Below are 20,482 nucleotides of genomic sequence, written 5' to 3'. Positions count from 1 at the left end.
AGATCACTAATCCATTGAATTTGCGATCTCTATTAAATCATCTATCGTCATTTCCGTTTCTGTCACATCAGGGGGAAATAGTAACGCTAACTCGTGATAACTTCCATCCTCGTTCCCCCATCGTAAACTAAAATCACCAACCTTTGCCACAATTCCGTTATCTAAAGTAACCGTTTCACTATTTTTTTCATTTGTATAACTTACAGAATCTCCATACATGGTGTTGAGCAAAAGTTGGGCATGATCTCCAGAATAGATGAAGTTAGTAAGAATAATCTTTCCATTCGGGTCATTCGGAGGGTCGCTAGTATATCCAAAATCAATTACATGAAAAGACTCAGGTAATTTTGAAGGGACGACTAAATTCTTTCTAATTGCTTCAGGAAGTTCTTCAATCCTTTCAGTAATTGCTTCAGGATAATTAGCAATCACCTCTTGCGATTGATTTACTTCATTAGAACAAGCAGTAAGTAGGCCAATAATCATCACTACTAAAAGTGGTAGGGCATGTTTCAAGAGGTATCCCCCTTATTGTTTGAATAATAAATATACGAATAGTGGTAATAAAAAGTTTCTTAATTTTTTTTACCGTTAAAAAAACAGCTTATAAACCTACTTAAATCAGTAGCTCGCCGCTAAAGTACAACCATCCAAAAAGGTCGCTTGAAAATTTTTTTATTTGCAAACACTTAGATTTATCGTACAATTAGTGAGACAAATGAATATTCGTTTCGCACTAGGGGTGCTTTATTGCTGAGAGGCGGGTGAAATTCCTGCTGACCCTCTGGACCTGAACTAGGTAATACTAGCGTGGGGAAGTGCAAGTGGCGTCTTCTATTTATTAGATTTTAATTAATTTTGACTATCACTGCATTTTCCTATTTGGAGAATGCAGTTTTTTGCGTTCTTGGGAGACTAGGCACCCCTAATATCTAAGGCGAAACGGACAAATAAAAGTTTAGGAGGAAACAAGTATGCAAGGTTTAAGTTGTGGAACAAGTAGAATCGTAGGGTGTCGTTTTTCAATTTATCCGATGACAGATCGTTTTGTGGATGTGATTTTAACGGCATTAAATGAGGTCGATACAAGCAAGGTTTGGATGGAAACGGATGATGTAACGACATGTATTCGCGGACGTAGTGAGCATGTCTTTGATGTGGCCAAGGCGATTTTTATCCATGCGGCCAAAACGGGGGTACATACTGTTTTTAATGGAACGTTTTCGGTTGGTTGCCCTGGAGATACCGAGGGGGATAGCTATATGTCAGAGAACGATGAGCGCTTGAATGAAGAAGCTTCTAGCAAAGAAAAGGTAGAGGTGGCGACTCAATTTGCCCTTTATCCGATGAACAATCCAGACTATATGCAAGTCATTGCTGACCAGGTGGAGGTGGCCAAGGATCACGGCACGTTCACGAAAGGTGTTCATTATGCGTCCCGCCTTGATGGAGATGCCAATGATGTATTTAAAACCCTTGAGCAGTCGTTTGTGAATGCGTCTAAAACCCATGAACGAAGCCATGTGACGATGACCGCAGCGATTTCGGCGAACAGTCCATCAAAGAAAGACAAATAACATCTATTAGTGGGCTCTTCCTCCTTGCTTGTGTAGGGGGGAAGGGCATTTAAGTGGGGATTAACCACGATTGTAAAATACGAAAATACATTTTAAGGAGATCTACGAAATGACAAATAAATGGAATTTGCGTGAAATTGTTTTAATGGCAATCCTCGGTGTTGTATTTGCCGTCATTTACCTCTTCTTTTTCACCGTAGGTACGGGTCTTACTAACGTTTTAACACCATTTGGCTTAGGACCATTTGGATATGAAGTGATCTTTGGGATTTGGTTTATCGTTTCGATCATCACGGCCTATATCATTCGTAAGCCTGGGGCGGCCCTCATCTCCGAAACCATTGCTGGGGGTGTTCAAGTGTTAATGGGTTCACCAGCCGGTCCGATGTTAATCGTTTCCGCCTTAATTCAAGGACTTGGAGCCGAGACGGCTTTTGCTGCAACAAAGTATCGAAATTTCTCTACAGGTGTTCTCGTAGCTGCGGGAATTGGTGCAGCAGTATTCAGCTTTATCTGGGGCTTGTACCATTCTGGATACCTTGCATTATCTCTTCCGCTGCTTAGCTCGATGCTAATTGTTCGGGTGATTAGTGGGGCTTTGATTGCTGGTTTACTAGGGAAATGGATTACGGAAAGATTAGCAGACACGGGTGTCTTAAGAAGCTATGCGTTAGGAAAGGAGTGGCAGTCCAAACGTGAGCATAAAGCATCATAAGCGACTCCTCTCTGTCGAGAATTTCTCGTTTGGCTATGACTCTGACAAAGATCATATTTTAAAAAATCTATCATTTACTATCCATCAACAAGAAACGATTCTTTTGATTGGACCAAGCGGGTCGGGAAAAAGTTCCCTCTCTCTTTGCTTAAATGGCCTTTACCCTGAAGGAATAGAGGGAAATGCTAGAGGTGATATTTTTTATAACGGAACAGCTTTAAGTCATTTTAAAAAGGGAGAAATCAACCAAGAAATTGGGGTGGTGTTTCAAGACCCCGAAAGTCAGTTTTGTATGGTGACGGTCGAAAATGAGTTAGCGTTTACGTTAGAAAATATAAAAACACCACGAGAAGAGATGAGCGGGAAGATTGACGACATTTTACATGCTGTTGGGCTCACCGAAGAGAAACATCGCCCAATCCATGAATTATCAGGCGGGAAGAAGCAAAAGGTCGCCCTGGCTTCCGTTCTGCTTTTAAATCCAAAGTTATTAATCTTGGATGAACCGACAGCAAACCTGGATCCAGCTTCGCGCTTTGAATTGATTGAATTAATCTATTCGTTAAAAAAAGAGCGGAAATTTTCCCTGTTCATCATTGAGCATCAGTTAGATGATTATCTTCACATGGTGGACCGGGTAATCGCCCTTAGTAGGAATGGAAACATTCTGTTGGAAGGGACTCCCGAGGATGTATTTTACAACGAAGCCGACCTGTTAAAAGCAGAGGGGGTCCATCTCCCGAGAATCGTTGAAACCGTTCTTGATCTACATGATGGAAAGGTGGATGAAACCAATCGTCCTCTTTCTGAAACAAGCTTGGTTGCGTGGATGGATGCTACTGGTGAAACGATGATTCCCTCCCGTAAAAACAGTCCCCCATCCGACCAACGTGCTAATGAGTTGGGTGAGGTTTTATCTTTAAATCATGTCTCGTTAGCTCGGGGAAAACAATCCATTTTAAAAGAAATGAATCTTTCTCTTTCCTCCGGAGAACTCATCGCGATTGTAGGGAAAAACGGGGCAGGAAAGTCGACGTTATTGCAGGGAATGTCCGGGTTATTAAAGCCCAAAAGTGGAAGTCGTTTGCTGTTAAATAAGAAGTACGAAGCGTGGTCTGAGCGGGAAATGAGACAGGTAATGGGGTATGTGTTTCAAAACCCTGAGCATCAATTGATTACCGATACGGTTTACGATGAATTGGCGTTTGGAATGAAATTAAACGGTGTAGACCAAGATCAAATCGAACATAACGTGACTCGGTTGCTCCAACGTTTCCATTTAACTGCTCATAAATGGAGCAATCCCTTTGCCTTAAGTGGTGGGCAAAAACGCCGTCTTAGTGTGGCGACGATGTTAGCGGAGACACCAAGGGTATTATTGTTCGATGAACCGACATTTGGCCAAGATGCACAAACAACCGCAGAATTGATGAACATGATTCAAACATTCCAACATCAAGGGACAGCGATTGTTTTTGTGACCCACGATATGGATCTTGTCGATGCTTATTGTGAAAGAGTGTATGTCGTTGGCGACGGGACAGTGGTTTTTAACGGCCAACCGGATGAACTATGGGAGAGACCGGACATTGTCCAAGAGGCGAAACTCAGACTCCCTTTCCGCGTGAGAATCAATCAGTTACTTGAAAACACCAAACAACAAGGAGCTGAGCGGGCGCATGCTAACATCCATTAATCCAACTATGAAGGCTTTTGCTGTCTTGATTCCGGCACTGCTCCTAGCCGTTACATACGATCCGCTGACACCGTCTATTTATTTAGTATTTACGATTCTAGTAACCTTTCTATTCAGCAAAGTGGCATTCAAGCGCTGGTTAGTGATTTTTTCACCGTTTCTTCTATTAGCGGTAAGTTTTGCCTGGATGACGATGCTCCATCCTAGCGAGGCTTTTTCAGGTGGGGATGTTTTATTTTCGATTTGGTCGTTTCAAGTCACTTCAGAAAGCTTTTGGGCGGGAATCTCACTAGGGTTACGTTCCCTTTCGTTTGCCGCGTTGTCCTTATTGTTTATTTTAACGACGGACTCAACGAAGTTTATGTTGAGTTTAATGCAGCAATGTAAGCTGCCGCCGAAATTAACATTCGGGATTTTAGCGGGTTATCGCTTTCTCCCGACATTTCGTTATGAGCTTCAAGTGTTAAGGCAAGCCCATCGCATACGCGGGGTAGGGAGAGCAAGGGGAATGAAGGAACGTTTGCATCAGTTTCGCCGCTATGCGATTCCGCTTTTAGCCAATGCCATCCGCAAAGCGGAACGAGTAGCGCTTGCGATGGAATCAAAAGGCTTTACCGGAGAACCCAATCGAACCCATTATCACGAAATGACCATCCATAAACGTGACTGGGTGTTTGTCAGTGTTTTCTTTGTGATGTTCTTTGTGAGTGTGTTTTTGTCTTATCAGCTTGGGTTTTTGAATATTTTTGGGAAACAATTTTGAGGAGTTAAAGTAGAAGTGCCAGGCACCATCCAGATTCTGGATGGTGCCTGGCACTTTTTAAATTTAGGTGTGTACAGGGAAGTCAAAATTCGAAATTTGTTTATATAGACCTCGTCCTTCCATTCACCTTACATAGTACGATTGAGTTAGTACTGCCTATTTATCTCCGATGGCTGGATGTTTTTTTGCCACTATCTCCCTCTTTAAAAACTTCAATTTTAATATCCACTTTGCTCCTTTAAAATTCCAGCCAATACTTTAAAATTTCACATTAAAATGTTTACTACCTTATAAAGAGGATTTTTGTGCCCAGTATAAGTAAATTCGGAGGGATGACAATTTATATTTATTTCGATGATCATGAACCACCACATTTTCATGTGCGAGGGAATGATAAAACTAGATTGAACATCATTACTGGCGAATATTTGAAAGGGGATAAGCTCCTTCCTAGGAATAAAGAACGTGATATACACATTTGGCTTGAGAAGAATAGAAATGATATTATGAAGCCGTGGGAGGATTGCAGAAGGGGAGTCGTTCCCCAAAGCATTCCACCGCTCTATTAGGGAGGTGTAAAAAATATGCGTGAAATTTTGAAGGCGAGACCACTTCCAATCCTTGATGGATGGCTTATCTGTGAATTTGATAATGGGGAAAAGCGACTTGTAGATATTAAGCCATCGATGGAAGGGGTACTAGAGAAATTACATAATCCCGAGGAGTTTAAAAAGGTTTATATTGATAAAGATGCCGGAACTGTAGCTTGGCCAGAGGATCTCCATATTGACCCTGATACTTTGTACAGTCGAGGTATTGAAATCAAAGAAGTTGAAATCCTTAGCAAATCATATAATGAATTAAAACAAAGTGATGAATGGAAAGATATCGTTTAAGGGGGAAAAGGGTTTAAAGTCCTTTTTTCAAGGGAATTCATTTTAGTTGAAGCTGGAACGATTTGGGTAGTGCTAGGCATCGAAATGGGAATAAACGGAGTTTTTCCGGTTATTTTCGGAATGGAGCTCGTTTTGGGGAAAATAAGGGAAGATTTTCCGCTTATCCACTAATAAACCCTCCTTTTTAACGTTTTTCGAGTGAATAGTCGGAATTTCCCCGGTTATTTAAGCCATTTTCAATGCTATTTCCAAATTAAGCGGAATTTCTCCGTCTATTATTGTTACGTATCAAAGAAGGTAATTAATCAAAGCGATAAGAGCAGGGCATATGTGCCCTGCTTTTTTCCACTTTCATAAGAAAGGAACAGGCGCCAGGCCCCCCACCAAGTAAGAAGGGATCTCCTCTATAGTCAAAAGGGAATGCTCGTATGTAATCAGGAGGATGTTTTTTTAAATGAAATTGCGACTACGGGTGCAGGACTTTCCGGTAATTGACTTGGGATGTTGATGCTTGTGAAGTTTATACGCATATTAAAAAAAAGCCTTATCCAACTAGAGTTGGCTGTATTTCAATTCAAATAACTACCTCTACTATTAATTTATAAGTAATTAAAATAGTAGAGCGAAAATACGTTCCAAATAAAATGAGTGATTATAGCTGGAACCACGGACTTAGATAATTTATATACAACCCCAAAAATCATCCCTAATACGAATCCGAATACTGGGTATTCTGCATGCAATAGTCCAAATAAGATGGAAGAAATGAATAATGCTATAAAAAAACGGTAACTTCTATTCATCCAAATGGATAAGGGTACTCTAAATAGCAATTCCTCAAAAACTGGAGCTATGATTACTATGCCAATAATTAATGAGGCTAACTCGAAAGGATCTAACATCACGGTACGTGAAGCACTACTAGTTAATAAATTGAATGTTGATGATAAACTACGATTAAAAATGATTAAATTGGCGGTAAAGATGGTTGAGAATGCGATTAAGATTAGAAGATAAGTTCGGAAGTTATTCAAAACGCTAAAATTAAACGCTTCCTTATATAGTTGTCTTGACTTTGGGAACATACAGATTAAACCTATAAAAGCACCATATATGATTATTTCCCAAAATAATGAAAAACTTTGTATTTGCAACCGTACTCCCCCAATACTAATTTTTTCTTATTATATCAATTTCTCTTCAGTTGGTTAAAGAATATTGATCAATCTATTCTATAAAAAGTAAATAAATTCCTTTTATTTATCATTAGTCTTATTTTATTGAGTCTTTTTCTCTTTTTAGTATTTTTTTAACTCTCTTGATTAAACTAAATCCATGGTCATGAAGGTTTTCTAAATTCCTCCCAACTGATCCCGTTTTTTGGAGGAAAAATTGATCTCCATTATCGAATTAAGTTTTTTTGTTGACAATTTCGTGAATTTGGCATAAAATTTAAAATTAATAATCGATAGACGCTTTTTTACCTTTTTAATCATTTAGGGCTTTAGCATTCTTTACATATATTTCATATATGGACTGGATGAAAAGGTATCTAAAAGATAAGATTGGAAGAATTACGTAAATCGATGCTCGCTCGTTCATACATACCCCGTTTCTTTTTTAGGAAGGGGAATTTTAAACATATTTTCAATTTCATAAAAAGGTAGTTCTTTAAAAAACTCTTAATTGAAGTTAGTTAAAGGGAAACCGACAATTTTCAAAAGCTCCAATGATTTTATTTGATCATTGAAGTTTTGAAGTTGTCGGTTTTTTTTATTTTATAAACTTACAAACTATGACTTTTAGAAACTATTTCTAAAGGAAAATTTAATGTTTTATCGCTGTTTGGAAAGGAGATTGTTTGATGTTAGGTTCTTTGAGTTCGTCTTTATTATTATCTGTATTTCTTATAATGCTAGTTCTTTCTGGGATTAGTGGTTTGGTGTTTTTGCACCCACGAGTTCCGTTGAGGTTTGTTCGCATTCATATTTGGATTGTTGCTATCCCTCCAGTGGTTGCCTTATTGGCTGTCGCGAATACTCGTTTGAATGAGGTGGTGGGGCCTTGGTACTTAGATACATTAGCTTGGTTGATGGCGTTCTTTGTACTATTCATCGGTTTAATCATTCAGCGTTTTTCGGTGCGTTACTTGATGGGAGATCGCTCTTATCGTAAGTACTTTACGCTGTTTACCTTCACAACAAGTGTGGCTTCGATTGCCTGGTTAAGCGGGGATCTCCGTTTTATGGTTTTCTTTTGGGGCGCTACTCTTCTTGGGTTAGTCTTATTGATTAACTTAAATAGTGGATGGAAAGTGGCGAATCAAGCTGCCAAGGTTTCTGGTCGCTTATTTACCTTGAGTTGGGTGTCATTAGTAGTCGCGGTGTTTTGGCTTTTTCAAGTCACAGGGCAGTGGCAGTTATCACTTGCTTTAACAAGTGAAAGCTTGTCTCAACTTGGAATGTGGGATAAAACAGGAATTAATTTATTGATTGTATTAGCGGTGATGATTCCTGCAGCTCAATGGCCTTTCCAAAGATGGTTAATTGAGTCTGTTGTTGCGCCGACTCCGGTTTCTGCGATTATGCACGCAGGTTTAGTGAATGCCGGTGGGATTATGCTCACGCGATTTTCCCCGCTTTTTAATGGGGAGATTGCTTCGATTGTGTTACTGATTCTTGCAAGTATTTCTGTCTTGATTGGATCTGGAATTAGTTTAGTCCAGGTTGACTATAAACGGCAGTTAGTAGGTTCAACGATGGGACAGATGGGGTTCATGCTCATTCAATGTGCCTTGGGTGCCTATATCGCAGCGATTATTCATCTGATTTTACATGGGTTGTTCAAAGCGACCTTGTTTTTACAAGCTGGTTCAGCGGTACGTCGTTTCGAAGTATCGAAAAGTGTTTCTGAAAGGTCATCTTATTTATGGATCATGGCAGGAAGAGCTTTAGGCTTACTAGTAGGAGTCGCTTTTTGGCTCGTAGCTCCTGGAGAAGGATATCGATTAATCAGCGCGCTTATTTTAGGGTGGTCATTGTCCGTTTCTTGGACCCAGCTCGTCGCTTTTGGCGAGGGGAGAATTGGTCGAATCGCAGGTTTTTCCTTTTTAGGAGGCGCTGCCGTCATGTATTTTCTCATTCATCAGCTTTTCTATGAGTGGTTGCATACAACCATTTATCAAAGTGTTCAACCGCCAATGTTCGTTGTCATCGTCGTCATTTGTCTCTTGCTATTTGGCAGTGCGTTAGGTGCGTGGGTTGCTCGGAATCGTTCTTCTGTTTCCTTCGCAGTCCTCTATCTTTGGTTAGTGCGATTAGGTGAAGCCAAACCAAAGTCAGTAGAAAGTCATCCAAACTACCTTAAACATTATTTATCACAAGGAGGTAATCAGTGATGGGCGTAGCATCAGCAGTAAGGAAAGAAGATTATAAAAAGAATACGAGACCTATTATTCTTGAAGAAAAGGATTTGAACGTTTTAGTAGAGTCTGCCAGCCAAGTCATTGCGCCGCTATGGCCAATTGGTTCCTTTGCAGCACGTAATCCGTGGTTGGGACTTGAAAAGCTCTCGTTTGATCAAGTTGCAGTTGGATTAAAACAAAATCGTGATGTGGACATCTATCCTGGTGCTTCGATGATTCTTTCCGCCAAAAGAAAAGGAGAAATTGATGAAGCAATTTTAAATCTGGAGCTACAACGCTGGCTTGATTCACAATCCTTTACGATTCCGCGGGACGTGGCTGAGCGCTTCTGTCAGGCGGCACTAAAGCTAGAAGAATTACCTTCTGAACTTTTATCATCACAAGAGGTAGAGAAAGTAGTCGAGGGATTTGATGGACTGAATACCGAGGGCGTCGAGGCTTTCTCGATGCAACCAATCAGTGCGCAGATTGAGAATCAAGATCATGAAAAACTAATCCATCTTCTCGACCACCATATCATCAAGTGGTGCAAATTATATCTCGATGACTCCCAGGCAGGCTGGACGATGCCAAATCGGGAGGAAGGTTTCTTTCGTGCGTGGCAGCGTCTCGTTCGATACGATCCGGCGCTTACTAAAAATGAGCGTGAAAGGTTGAAAGATTGGCCACTAGAGGCAGAAGAGGCTTTAAAAAAGGCAATATCCAGACTAAAAATCACTGAATCAGACATCCAGTCTTATCTGGAAGGCCACCTTATGTCCTTACCTGGGTGGGCAGGGATGATGCTCTACCGTTCCCGCCAATATAGCCAGGAACAGTCACTCTTAACGGAATATTTAGCCGTTCGACTTTCCTTGGAATGGGCGTTGGTAAAACCTTATTTGCCTTTAGGGAATCAACCAACTGAGGAAAAGGTTTCAGTGACTCCGCTTTTAGCCGCTTGGATCCATTGGGGAGAGCTGAGCATCGAGGAATGGTCACAACTGTCAACTGCTGAACAAAATGAATATTTATTATTTGCTTATACATTTGATGAGAAGCTTTGTAGGAAACTTTGGTTAGAAGCTTGGGAGCAAACATACACCGAGCGGTTGAGTCAAAAGCTTCTTTCGAAACAGCAGGAAATCAATTATAAAAAAGCTGCACTCGCTCAACTTGCCTTCTGTATTGATGTAAGGTCCGAACCTTTTCGTCGTCAACTTGAAAAACAAGGTCCAATTGAAACGATTGGAATCGCTGGTTTTTTTGGCTTGCCCATTGCAACGAGTGAACTTGGTAGCAATCATAGTCATGCTTCATTACCGGTCATCTTAAAGCCTCAGCACAAAATAAAAGAGTCAGCGGATGAAAACGAACTTCAATCCTATCAAGAACGGAAGCAAGCGGTGAATTCGTTAAGCTATACGTTTAAAACGATGAAGCAGAATGTCCTTCCGAGTTTGCTTTTACCTGAGTTAAGCGGGCCTTGGCTTAGTCTACAAATGGTGGCACGTAGCTTTGTGCCAAGAAGTGCAAACCGCGTGATTCGTAACATTCGTGAGACTTGGTTGCGCAAGCCAAATACAGAACTTTCACTAAACCACACTCATTGCTCAAAGGCGGAGATTCCTGTTGGTTTTACCGAAACCGAGAAAGTCAATTATGCACGCCAGGCGTTAAAAATGATGGGGCTAACAGAGAATTTCGCACCTCTCGTTGTCATCTGCGGACATGGTAGCCAAAGCATAAACAACCCTTATGCTTCTGCTCTCGACTGTGGTGCTTGCGGTGGAGCGGCAGGTGGATTTAACGCTAGGGTATTGGCTGGATTATGCAATCTTCCAGAGGTGAGAAAAGAGCTTGCTGCTGAAGGAATTGATATCCCTAAGGACACCGTTTTTGCAGCCGCTGAGCATAATACAACCGTTGATGAATTAGATTGGCTGTATGTTCCTGAACTATCCGAGACGGCACAAGAAGCCTTTGATTTTATAGAAGGAGTTATGCCGAAAGTAAGTGAAAAGGCGAATGAAGAGCGTTTAGCTTACTTGCCGAATGTTCAATCTCAGCTTAAAAATCCGCAGGCGGAGGCGCACCGTTTCGCCGAAGACTGGAGTGAAGTCCGTCCAGAATGGGGATTGGCACGGAATGCCGCTTTTATTATCGGCCCACGTGAATTAACTCAAGATTGTGATTTGGAAGGGAGAGCGTTCCTTCATAATTATGATTGGAAGCAGGATAAAACTGGGGATCTCCTAGCGAATATCATTGCAGGACCAGGAACGGTTACTCAATGGATCAATCTCCAATATTACGCTTCAACGGTTGCACCACATTATTATGGAAGCGGAAATAAAGCAACCCAAACCGTTACCTCAGGCCTAGGTGTGATGCAGGGCAATGCAAGTGACTTATTAACCGGACTGCCTTGGCAATCGGTGATGCAATCCGATCACGAAGCATATCATTCTCCGCTTCGGTTGCAGATTGTCATCCAAGCACCAAGCAAATATATCGAACGATTATTAAAGAATGATTCATCCTTCCGAGCAAAAGTTCAAAATGGTTGGGTTCGCCTTGCAAGTATTAATTCACAAGGACGTTGGAGAAACTGGTAATACTTAATCAACCTTATTAGTGATATGTGATTCATTTCATCAAAGGTGTTTTCGTAACGATTGTTGTTAAAATCCTAAAGCTGGTTTTAACGTAGAATAACCTATTTCGTGCGACATAACGAAGTTTGCACCTCTTTTCTCACGCTAAAGCTTTATGAGAGACATGGGGATAGATTTCTATTTAAGTCCTGAGTCTAACAATGTGAGAAAAGAGCCTCATCAATAGAGAAGGGTGGATACGATGAATTCAACTAAACATAATAAAGCTTTAGTTTTAACAGATATGGAAAGTGGCTGGGGACCGATCCTGCAACAAGTGACGGATATTCAATTAGAAAATATGTTCATGATCCATAGCGACGGAACCGTCATCTCCCATCCTTATGGAGATATTATGAGATCAATCGTCCTAGCTATTCATCAGGAAAATGTCGAAGAAATCTTTGTTGTTGGAACGAAAGAGAATGGGACATCTTCGGTGAATGATCACGTTCTATTTGATTCAGTAAAAGATAAAATAAAAACAATAGACTATCTTTTTCAAAATTGCATTCCTGAGTTTTCAGGTGGATCGGTCAAGGAATGGCTATATGGGAAAGAAAATGGTAGAGACCAAATTGAAGAAAGTGTGAACATCATTCGTCATCACCCACTAGTGCCAGAGCATGTTGAAGTGAAAGGGTTCCTTGTAAATAAAGAGGGGGAAATCTCAACCGTTGAACATTCACAAATGAAACAGCTAAAGCAGCGTCAAGCATAATAATAAGAACAGGTTCTTGCCCCAGAAACAGATATCATTACTTTTTAAAAAGACCTTTATTTCTCGAAAATAGTTCCAATATGGTTCAAATGCTGTTTTCATCTATATTTAGGACCCCGTTAATAGTAAACAGGGTCTTTTTTGTGCTTAAAAAAGATAAGGTATGGCACGTGTGACAGTTTTTAAACAAAGTTTAAGGAATGTAGGTTTGGGTTATAGGTTGTAGAAGGAAAGGGAAATTGGGTTTCATCGAGCCTTATTTGATGCTAAACTTACAACGTATGACTAGGGACGGTTCTCTTGCTTCCTTTTTGGAAGCAAGAGAACCGTCCCTAGTACATATTCTTCCTTGTTAATGTGAAGAATTTTATTAAAAGGTATTAAACCATGGTAGGTATTTATTTAGGTATAACTGGAGTAGCAATCATGCTGGGTCGGGGTGAGAGGAGTGGTAGTTTGGATAAAATAGAGAGGAAGAATATCGATCGTAAATTGAATGAAATAACCCAGCATTTTCAATCGTTATATGAACATCATCCGGATGCCATTTTCTCTATTAATTTGAGTGGTGAGTTTACGGATGTAAACCCTGCTTGTGAAAAAATCTCGGGTTTTACATCTAACGAATTAATGGAGTTATCGTTTCTTGAATTATTGATCCCAAGAGACCAAGAAAAAGTGATTTCATACTTTAAACGTGTTTTAAACGGGCATTCTGAACACTATGAATGTTCAATATACCATAAGGACGGAAGCATACTTGACCTTAATTTAATTAGTATCCCAATTATTATTAATCAGAAAGTTACCGGTGTTTTTGGAATAGCAAAAGATATAACTGAGATCAATAAGCTTGAACAAGAGCTTCATGCAACTCAAGAGGAATTAAAAAACATTATTCATCAACAACTAGGATTCATTTTTAAATATAAAAAAGTGGATGATCAATTTATATTCACTTTGGCGGATGGTCAACTGTTAACTGAAATAGGCTCTAATGAACTCGTTGGCCAATCGGTTGAAAAAGTGTTTGGGAAATCGATTGAAACATCTCGTATGATTGAAAGTTTTCAAAAAGCATGGGAAGAAAAGAAGAGTGTATCCCATGAAGGAAAGATTAAGGATATCTATTATATTAGTCGTCTGACACCTCTGGTTAAGGGGGATAAGGTCACCGAAGTGATTGGTAGTTTCGTGGATATTACGGAATTAAAAAATGTAGAAAATACCTTATCGTTGAGTGAAGAGCGTTACCGAAGTGTTGTTGAGATTTCGCCTAGTTTAATTGTTATACATAAAAATGGAAATATTTTATATGTAAATCCATCCGTACTGAAGTTAACTGGTTTCGATTCTGTCGATCAGTTAGTAAATCTTCCGATTACAGAAATAATCCATCCAGTAAGTCAAGGATTGTTTCATTCTAGAATGAAAACGTATAAAGATGACGTTGAAGATAAGTACGTCGAATATCAATTCATTTTACCAAATGGAAGAGAAGTTTATGTTGAGGCGATTGGTAAGGAGATCACTTATAATGGTGAAAAGGCTACTCTTTCTGTTGGAATTGATATTACAGAACGAAAAGAAAAAGAGAGACTGTTAAGAAAGAGTGAAAAGCTTTTAGCAGAATCCCAAAGAATGGCAAACTTAGGTAGCTGGGAAATGAACCTACTAGAAGGGAAATTATATTGGTCTGAAGAAACGTATCGGATTTTTGGAGTTTCTCCAGAAGAATTCACACCCAATGTTGATACATTTTATCAGTTTATTCCCCACGATGAAAGAGAGTATGTTTATGAGGAAAATGAAAATGCACTGAGAGGGAAACCTTTTTCTATTGAGCACAAAATTATTCGTGCCGATGGAGATGAAAGGTATGTGACTCAACAAGCAGAAGTTTTCTTTAATCAAGCCGGACAAGCTACTTATATGATCGGTACAATTCAAGATATTACCGATAAAAGAAACGTTGAGAATGAATTAAAACGAAGCGAAGAAAAATTTCGTTCAATGGTTCAGTATGCAAGCGATATCATTAGTATTGTTGATCAACATGGTGTTATTTTATATCAAAGTCCTTCAAGTGAACGAATTTTAGGTTTTAAACCAGAAGAAATTATCGGACTTAGAGGTTTTAATAATAATCATCCAAATGAAATCGAGAAAGCAGAGAAGGTTTTTAATAAAGTATTAAACAATCCTGGAGTACCGATTCAAACCGAACTGATGTTACGCCATAAAAACGGTTCATGGTTATATTGCGAACAAACATCGACTAATTTACTAGATAACCCAAATGTGCAAGGAATTGTAGTCAATATAAGGGATATTACTACACAGAAGAAATACTTTTCACAATTGGAGCATTTAGCCTATCATGATGAACTGACAAAGCTGTTAAATAAACGAGGATTAAATGATTTGCTTTTCCGTGAAGTACAATCATCAAAAGAAAATAACTTACGATCCTCCATTCTTTTTCTAGATTTAGATAATTTTAAATCTGTAAATGATAACCTCGGACATGAAGTGGGAGATCAATTACTAGTTAGGATATCCGAGCTGCTAAGAGAAGTAATAGGAGAGATAGGGACGGTCTCGAGATTTGGTGGAGATGAATTCGTCATTTTGCTTAAGGACATATCTAATGTAAATCATGTGATAAAAATTACCGGAAAAATAATTGATTTGTTTAGGCAGCCGTTTATCATTGACCAGTACCAGTTTTACATCACTACAAGTATAGGAATTGCGATAGATCAGGATGATTCTGACGATGGGCAATCTCTTCTAAAGAAAGCTGATATAGCTATGTATAAAGCAAAAATATCAGGGAAAAACACGTACCGGATCTTTGATAATGACATGAAAAAGAACAACGAGAGAACGTTCATTATCCAGAATGATTTAAGAGACGCAATTAAAAATAATGAGTTTGTTTTATATTATCAGCCACGAATTCGAACAGAGGACTTAAAAATCATCGGTGTAGAGGCGTTAATTCGTTGGGTTCATCCAAAACTCGGATTGATTTCCCCTGGAGAATTTATTTCAATTGCGGAGGACTCTGGGTTAATCGGAAATATAGGAGAATGGGTACTTGAAACAGCATGTAAGCAACTAGCGGCTTGGAGTAAAATGGGGTGTAAAGACTTAACAATGTCCGTCAACTTTTCAGCTCTTCAATTTTTGCAAGTGAATTTACAAGAGACTGTTAAGACAATCATTAATAAGTGTAATGTTGACCCACAAAAATTAGAAATAGAAATAACGGAGTCTGCTGTCATTGATCAAGATGTTGGCTTACAAGAAAACATAAACAAATTAAAAGAAATCGGATTTCAAATAGCAATAGATGATTTTGGAACAGGCTATTCTTCATTAGCCTATATTAAAAAGTTCCAAGTCAATACAATCAAAATTGACCAGTCCTTTTTGATCAACATTATTGAAGACAAAAGTAACGAAATAATTGTTTCAGCCGTTATAAAACTTGCACAGGCACTTGGGCTAAATGTGGTAGCAGAAGGTGTTGAGACTAGTGATCAATTTCACAAGTTAAAAGAAATGGACTGTAAAGAAGTACAAGGATTTTTCTTTAGCAAGCCATTACCAAAAGAAGAAGTTGAAAAGAACTTTTTAATGTAAACTGGGGACGGTTCTTATGCTTCCTTTTAGGAAGCATAAGAACCGTCCCTTTGCTTCCCCAAAAAAGCATTAAGTCATCTTAATTTAAATCATCTATTCTTCCTGTTATGATAATAATAAATTATTTTGTAATAACCTCTTGTATGGGGTCGCATAACTATACTAGTCAACACAACAAGCTCCACCAACTAGTAAATTGAGAAGAAAGAAGTGGTAATTCTATGCCAATAAACAGACCGACAAAATCCATCAAAGATATATCTTTTTCCGTCCTTGATCTTGCATCCATTGTGCAAGGTGGGACGCCTAGCCAATCCTTCCAACACTCAATAGAGCTGGCACAGTTAACGGAAAAACTAGGCTATAAACGGTACTGGTTAGCGGAGCATCATAATATGCCTGGCATAGCAAGCTCTGCAACATCTGTCGTCATCGGCCATGTAGCGGCGCATACTTCGACTATTCGTGTAGGATCCGGTGGAATCATGCTTCCAAACCATTCGCCATTGGTGATCGCGGAGCAATTCGGTACCCTCGAAGCAATGTTTCCAGGCAGAATTGATTTAGGACTAGGGCGTGCACCGGGAACAGACCAACGAACGGCCCATGCCCTTCGTGGGGCAAACTACACCAATGGCGATGATTTCCCAGAACAATTAGAGCAACTGCAAGCCTATTTTCAGGGTTCTGGACCAGTACGAGCAATCCCTGGGGAAGGAGCCAATATCCCAATTTGGTTGTTAGGTTCTAGTGGGTTTAGTGCAAGGTTATCAGCACAACTCGGCATGCCGTTTGCTTTCGCCAGTCATTTTTCACCTGAAAACACATTACCAGCCCTGAAATTGTATTATGACAACTTCCAACCGTCGGAGGAGTATAAAGAGCCTTACGCAATGGTAGCAGTAAACGTTATCGTGGCAGATACGGATGAGGAAGCAGAATTTCTCGCCACTTCCATCAAACAAAGCTTCCTAAACATGATGAGGAATACACCAACACAGTTGCAACCACCAGTAGAGAATTTGGATGAGCTCATGAGCCCATATGAAAAGGCCGTTTTAGAAAAACAATTAGGTTCCACAATCATCGGAAGTCCTAACAACGTAAAAAGAAAGCTCCAATCCTTCTTAGATGAGACAAAGGCAGATGAAATCATGGTGAGCACAATGGTCTATGACCACAATGCTCGACTCCACTCCCACCAACTCTTGGCAGAAATAATTGGGTGATAGGAAAACAACACTGTGTAAACAGGGGACGGTTCTTATGCTTCCTTTTGGAAGCATAAGAACCGTCCCTTTGCTTTGGAAACACAGTATATAGAGGGGGGCCTATGCTTGCAGAAGGAAATAATCCTTTTTCGTCGAATAATGCTTTCGATAGGATGAAAAGGGGGATGTAACATGCATTTAAAATCAAATAAGTTAATGGCAGCGACCAATTACATGTTAGATGAAGTAAATGAAATTTATTTAAATTGTCGAAATGTATTAATACAAAACAGGGTATTTCAATGGGATGACCAATACCCGAACAAAGAGTATTTTAAAGAATGTATAGAAAATGAATGTTTATTTGTTTTAATGAACGATTCGAAAATAATAGGGCATGTTGTTCTTAATGAGTGGGAGCCAGAAGAGTGGGAATTGGTGACATGGCAAGCAAGTAACCCGATTATTATTCACTCTTTAATGGTTGATCCTCGCTTCCAAGGCAGGGGGGTAGGAAAGGATTTTGTTAGACGATGTGAGGAGTTTGCTATTGAGAAAGAATACAATAGCATTCGATTAGATGCATTTTCAGGTAATGAAAATGCGATCCGATTATATCATCATCTTGGTTACCAAAAGAGGGGCAGAGTTTCTTTTAAGACAAAACCGGAGGGATACCAAGAGTATATTTGTTTTGAGAAAACACTTTAAACGTTAATAGGTTCCCGAGTTGATGGTGTTTAGGCTATGCGCAGGAGCATGCTCGGGAGTGCTCACTCCACTAGTTACAATTGAAACAGCTGAACGTTTGCTACGAAACTTGCACATGATGGTGAAACGAAGCAGTTGGTTAATACCCTAGAGCTCCTTTCCTTGTTCCTTCGGTCAACCCTGCTGGAGCGAACTATAGCTTTTATGATTATATGCAATGGAAAAAATATGACCAATCACTGTAGGCCAGAAGTCTGTAATTATTGGTGCGTTGACCTTCCCACCCCATCCTTCCTTTTAAATTCGTAACGATGCTGGTGATTATGATAAACTAAATTATCTAATTAAACTTCTCTCGGAGGTTAAAATGATCTATTTAGAAACGTCGAGATTACGATTTCGCGATTGGCTAGAAACAGATTTAGAACCGTTTAGTCAATTAAATGCAGATGAAGAGGTTATGAGGCATTTTCCTAAAACCTTATCAAACGAAGAAACACTTAGTTTCTATCATTCCATTTTATCCGAGTTTAAGGAATGTGGATTTGGTTTATATGCAGTGGAAGAAAAGGTAAATAAAGAGTTTATTGGATTTATTGGATTTCATCGGGCTTTATTTGAGTCTGACTTTACACCGTGCATAGAGATTGGCTGGCGTTTGAAGAAAGAGGCATGGGGAAAAGGATATGCAACTGAGGGAGCGGAAGCCTGTTTGCGCTATGGATTCAACGAATTGGGTTTTAGCGAAATTTATAGTTTCACAGCCGATACAAATCAACCTTCCAAAAACGTAATGAAAAAAATCGGGATGAATTTTGTGAAAACGTTCAATCACCCGAAAGTGGAGAAAGATAGTCACTTACATAAGCATGTTTTATATCATATGAATCATAAAATAAATGCATAAATAGGATCACAGCGGGGGCGACCCTTATAAGGAAGGAAATGTAGGAAATGAAAGCTAAAACCAATAAAGGATATGAGAAATTAAAGGTTATCTATGAAAAAAACTTAAGTGTGGACCTGCTTGCTGAGGATCTTACTACATGTAATCTTCACGACTCTTCCCCTGCAATCAAACAAGAAATGACCGAGAAGGACTTTGATATCTATGGAGTAGAAGAGAATGGGAAGATAATTGGTTATGTTTTGCGAGATAGGCTGACAGATGGGAAGGTTGAGGACAATTATCAAACTTTTCACTCGGGGGATCTCGTTTCTGATTCTACTTCTTTAATCGAATTGCTAGAAATTCTCCAAAATAAAAATTATCTTTTTGTTTTAGAGAGGAATAGAGTGACGAAAATTGTGACCTTTGCTGATTTGCAAAAACAACCTATTCGGATGTTGGCCTTTAGTTTGATTTCTCTTTTAGAAATGCTATTGATTTCACTCATAAGAGAAGAATATCCGAATGAAAGTTGGAAAGAGAAGATTTCGAAGGAAAGGCTCAATAAAGCAGAGGAAATGTTGAACATTCGAATTGAAAAAAATGAAGCTTTAACCTTATTGGATAATACCCAATTAGCTGATAAGGGAACAATCGTCGTAAAAACGGATAAGTTAACGGAACAACTAGGCTTTGAATCTAAAAGCAGGTGTAGGGAATTTTTCAAAAATATAGAGACATTAAGGAATAATACCGCACACGCTCAAGAAGAAATCTATCATAATTCCGCAGAATTAATCGATATTATTTTGGAACTAGACAGAGTATTAGATAGCAATGCTAGAAGTGAAAGGTAACCTATGTGACCTATTTCTGTGACAAGAAAACTCAATATGCCACAATTACTGTTTCCAATAAAAAAAAGAGACAAGTTCAAGAACATATACTTGAATTCGTCTCTTTTTTGTATCTCGATGTTTGAAGGCAGCCCATTGCTTATCCAAATATTACTAAGACAAGGAACCTGTCCCTGTGTCTTTCCCTTTGATTTCTAACATACCTCTTTTTGAGAGAAAATGCTTTTTAAAATACGGGATAACAAAGCGATCGAGGCCATAGTAATATCTACTTTTTCCAATTAATAATAGAATCATTGCTATGACGAATAGCTGTCCATCTAGGCTAGAAAACCCAACGCCGGCCATGATAAAGTTCGCATTCATGAAAGCACCAGCAATTAACGCAGGAACTGTCGCTAATCCTGAAATTAATCCCAAGCCAACTAGAAGTTCTCCCCATGGGACAAGAATGTTAAATAACTCGATATTTGGTAACGCAACTCCTTCGAGGAAGCTGGCATACCAACCTTGAACTCTAGGATTCTCTCCACTAGCACTTGCAATTGCTCCATGTAAAAACCCACTTGCATCAAATTCAGATCCAAGTTTAGAATAACCTGCCTGTAGCCATTGAACACCTAACCAAATTCGTAGGGCCGATAGCCCAAGTGCTACTATTCTTCCATTTAAATGTTTTCTCATGATGAAATTCTCCTTTTATTTTCTATACGCTTATTTTAACGAGCCAATTCA

At 39.3% G+C, this 20,482-nt stretch carries 18 protein-coding genes and 1 riboswitch; of the genes, 15 read left to right on the top strand and 3 right to left on the bottom strand.

The features are described from left to right. Window positions 1-6: 6 nt before the first annotated feature. Window positions 7-516 carry a hypothetical protein gene (locus BMX30_RS09430; RefSeq protein ID WP_090744177.1) on the bottom strand — a complete coding sequence of 170 codons (510 nt, stop codon included), beginning with the start codon at window positions 514-516 and terminating at the stop codon, window positions 7-9. A gap of 212 nt (window positions 517-728) precedes the next feature. After that, window positions 729-834, top strand: a riboswitch (TPP riboswitch). A 140-nt stretch (window positions 835-974) separates the two neighbouring features. On the opposite strand from BMX30_RS09430, the gene BMX30_RS09425 reads away from it, so the two are divergent. The 6 genes from BMX30_RS09425 to BMX30_RS09400 all read left to right on the top strand — a co-directional run bounded on the left by BMX30_RS09425 (window position 975) and on the right by BMX30_RS09400 (window position 5,647). Beyond that, the gene (locus tag BMX30_RS09425) at window positions 975-1,577 is read left to right on the top strand and encodes a YkoF family thiamine/hydroxymethylpyrimidine-binding protein (protein WP_090744175.1); all 603 of its coding nucleotides are present in this window, start codon (window positions 975-977) and stop codon (window positions 1,575-1,577) included. 109 nt (window positions 1,578-1,686) lie between these two features. Beyond that, window positions 1,687-2,292, top strand: a complete 606-nt coding sequence (locus tag BMX30_RS09420) for an ECF transporter S component (RefSeq protein ID WP_090744172.1) — start codon at window positions 1,687-1,689, stop codon at window positions 2,290-2,292. Further along, window positions 2,273-3,988: an ABC transporter ATP-binding protein gene (locus tag BMX30_RS09415; RefSeq protein ID WP_090744169.1), complete on the top strand. Its 1,716-nt coding sequence runs from the start codon at window positions 2,273-2,275 to the stop codon at window positions 3,986-3,988. Before BMX30_RS09420 ends, BMX30_RS09415 begins: the two co-directional genes overlap by 20 nt. Then, complete coding sequence (locus BMX30_RS09410) at window positions 3,972-4,751, top strand: energy-coupling factor transporter transmembrane component T family protein (RefSeq protein ID WP_090744166.1); 780 nt, start codon at window positions 3,972-3,974, stop codon at window positions 4,749-4,751. The genes BMX30_RS09415 and BMX30_RS09410 overlap by 17 nt, the downstream gene beginning before the upstream one ends. Before the next feature lie 332 nt (window positions 4,752-5,083). Next, the gene (locus BMX30_RS24245; protein ID WP_139195389.1) at window positions 5,084-5,320 is read left to right on the top strand and encodes a DUF4160 domain-containing protein; all 237 of its coding nucleotides are present in this window, start codon (window positions 5,084-5,086) and stop codon (window positions 5,318-5,320) included. A 15-nt stretch (window positions 5,321-5,335) separates the two neighbouring features. Further along, window positions 5,336-5,647 carry a DUF2442 domain-containing protein gene (locus BMX30_RS09400; protein ID WP_090744161.1) on the top strand — a complete coding sequence of 104 codons (312 nt, stop codon included), beginning with the start codon at window positions 5,336-5,338 and terminating at the stop codon, window positions 5,645-5,647. A 599-nt stretch (window positions 5,648-6,246) separates the two neighbouring features. Here the strand turns inward: BMX30_RS09400 and BMX30_RS24240 are convergent. Then, window positions 6,247-6,549: a CPBP family intramembrane glutamic endopeptidase gene (locus BMX30_RS24240; RefSeq protein ID WP_425283748.1), complete on the bottom strand. Its 303-nt coding sequence runs from the start codon at window positions 6,547-6,549 to the stop codon at window positions 6,247-6,249. Between BMX30_RS24240 and BMX30_RS23900 the strand changes: the two genes are divergently transcribed. The 9 genes from BMX30_RS23900 (at window position 6,509) to BMX30_RS09355 (ending at window position 19,747) form a co-directional block, all read left to right on the top strand. Further along, entirely contained in the window at window positions 6,509-6,664 is a 156-nt protein-coding gene (locus BMX30_RS23900; protein ID WP_244532547.1) for a hypothetical protein, read from the top strand. The two genes, BMX30_RS24240 and BMX30_RS23900, sit on opposite strands and share 41 nt — an antisense overlap. An 847-nt stretch (window positions 6,665-7,511) precedes the next feature. Further along, window positions 7,512-9,044, top strand: a complete 1,533-nt coding sequence (locus BMX30_RS09390) for an NADH dehydrogenase subunit 5 (protein WP_090744153.1) — start codon at window positions 7,512-7,514, stop codon at window positions 9,042-9,044. Continuing rightward, on the top strand, window positions 9,044-11,668 hold the full coding sequence (locus tag BMX30_RS09385) for a DUF2309 domain-containing protein (RefSeq protein ID WP_090744151.1): 2,625 nt from the start codon (window positions 9,044-9,046) through the stop codon (window positions 11,666-11,668). The genes BMX30_RS09390 and BMX30_RS09385 overlap by 1 nt, the downstream gene beginning before the upstream one ends. A gap of 241 nt (window positions 11,669-11,909) precedes the next feature. Beyond that, window positions 11,910-12,428, top strand: coding sequence for a carbonic anhydrase (locus BMX30_RS09380; protein ID WP_090744149.1), 519 nt, complete (start codon window positions 11,910-11,912; stop codon window positions 12,426-12,428). A 456-nt stretch (window positions 12,429-12,884) separates the two neighbouring features. Further along, window positions 12,885-16,079, top strand: a complete 3,195-nt coding sequence (locus tag BMX30_RS09375; protein WP_170843836.1) for a PAS domain S-box protein — start codon at window positions 12,885-12,887, stop codon at window positions 16,077-16,079. A 221-nt stretch (window positions 16,080-16,300) separates the two neighbouring features. Further along, entirely contained in the window at window positions 16,301-17,308 is a 1,008-nt protein-coding gene (locus BMX30_RS09370) for an LLM class flavin-dependent oxidoreductase (protein ID WP_090744143.1), read from the top strand. Window positions 17,309-17,482: 174 nt separating this feature from the next. Further along, window positions 17,483-18,001, top strand: coding sequence for a GNAT family N-acetyltransferase (locus BMX30_RS09365; RefSeq protein ID WP_090744140.1), 519 nt, complete (start codon window positions 17,483-17,485; stop codon window positions 17,999-18,001). Window positions 18,002-18,368: 367 nt separating this feature from the next. Beyond that, window positions 18,369-18,908, top strand: a complete 540-nt coding sequence (locus BMX30_RS09360) for a GNAT family N-acetyltransferase (protein WP_090744137.1) — start codon at window positions 18,369-18,371, stop codon at window positions 18,906-18,908. A gap of 47 nt (window positions 18,909-18,955) precedes the next feature. Next, the gene (locus BMX30_RS09355; RefSeq protein ID WP_090744134.1) at window positions 18,956-19,747 is read left to right on the top strand and encodes a hypothetical protein; all 792 of its coding nucleotides are present in this window, start codon (window positions 18,956-18,958) and stop codon (window positions 19,745-19,747) included. Between the two features lie 153 nt (window positions 19,748-19,900). On the opposite strand, the gene BMX30_RS09350 is transcribed toward BMX30_RS09355, so the two are convergent. After that, window positions 19,901-20,431 (bottom strand): DoxX family protein, encoded by a 531-nt coding sequence (locus BMX30_RS09350; RefSeq protein ID WP_090744131.1) that lies wholly within the window; start codon window positions 20,429-20,431, stop codon window positions 19,901-19,903. Window positions 20,432-20,482 lie beyond the last annotated feature (51 nt).

The sequence above is a fragment of the Mesobacillus persicus genome, from assembly GCF_900109925.1.
Classification (GTDB): domain Bacteria; phylum Bacillota; class Bacilli; order Bacillales; family Cytobacillaceae; genus Mesobacillus_B; species Mesobacillus_B persicus.
The sequence above is the reverse complement of the archived record's forward strand: the minus strand, read 5'-3'. Positions and strand labels throughout refer to the sequence as shown.

Coding starts and splice junctions, on each gene's coding strand:
- BMX30_RS09360 (WP_090744137.1), top strand. CDS start 18,369: ATGATCTATTTAGAAACGTCGAGATTACGATTTCGCGATTGGCTAGAA.
- BMX30_RS09400 (WP_090744161.1), top strand. CDS start 5,336: ATGCGTGAAATTTTGAAGGCGAGACCACTTCCAATCCTTGATGGATGG.
- BMX30_RS09390 (WP_090744153.1), top strand. CDS start 7,512: ATGTTAGGTTCTTTGAGTTCGTCTTTATTATTATCTGTATTTCTTATA.
- BMX30_RS09365 (WP_090744140.1), top strand. CDS start 17,483: ATGCATTTAAAATCAAATAAGTTAATGGCAGCGACCAATTACATGTTA.
- BMX30_RS23900 (WP_244532547.1), top strand. CDS start 6,509: ATGCCAATAATTAATGAGGCTAACTCGAAAGGATCTAACATCACGGTA.
- BMX30_RS09380 (WP_090744149.1), top strand. CDS start 11,910: ATGAATTCAACTAAACATAATAAAGCTTTAGTTTTAACAGATATGGAA.
- BMX30_RS09425 (WP_090744175.1), top strand. CDS start 975: ATGCAAGGTTTAAGTTGTGGAACAAGTAGAATCGTAGGGTGTCGTTTT.
- BMX30_RS09370 (WP_090744143.1), top strand. CDS start 16,301: ATGCCAATAAACAGACCGACAAAATCCATCAAAGATATATCTTTTTCC.
- BMX30_RS24245 (WP_139195389.1), top strand. CDS start 5,084: ATGACAATTTATATTTATTTCGATGATCATGAACCACCACATTTTCAT.
- BMX30_RS09420 (WP_090744172.1), top strand. CDS start 1,687: ATGACAAATAAATGGAATTTGCGTGAAATTGTTTTAATGGCAATCCTC.
- BMX30_RS09350 (WP_090744131.1), bottom strand. CDS start 20,431: ATGAGAAAACATTTAAATGGAAGAATAGTAGCACTTGGGCTATCGGCC.
- BMX30_RS09355 (WP_090744134.1), top strand. CDS start 18,956: ATGAAAGCTAAAACCAATAAAGGATATGAGAAATTAAAGGTTATCTAT.
- BMX30_RS09385 (WP_090744151.1), top strand. CDS start 9,044: ATGGGCGTAGCATCAGCAGTAAGGAAAGAAGATTATAAAAAGAATACG.
- BMX30_RS24240 (WP_425283748.1), bottom strand. CDS start 6,549: ATGTTAGATCCTTTCGAGTTAGCCTCATTAATTATTGGCATAGTAATC.
- BMX30_RS09410 (WP_090744166.1), top strand. CDS start 3,972: ATGCTAACATCCATTAATCCAACTATGAAGGCTTTTGCTGTCTTGATT.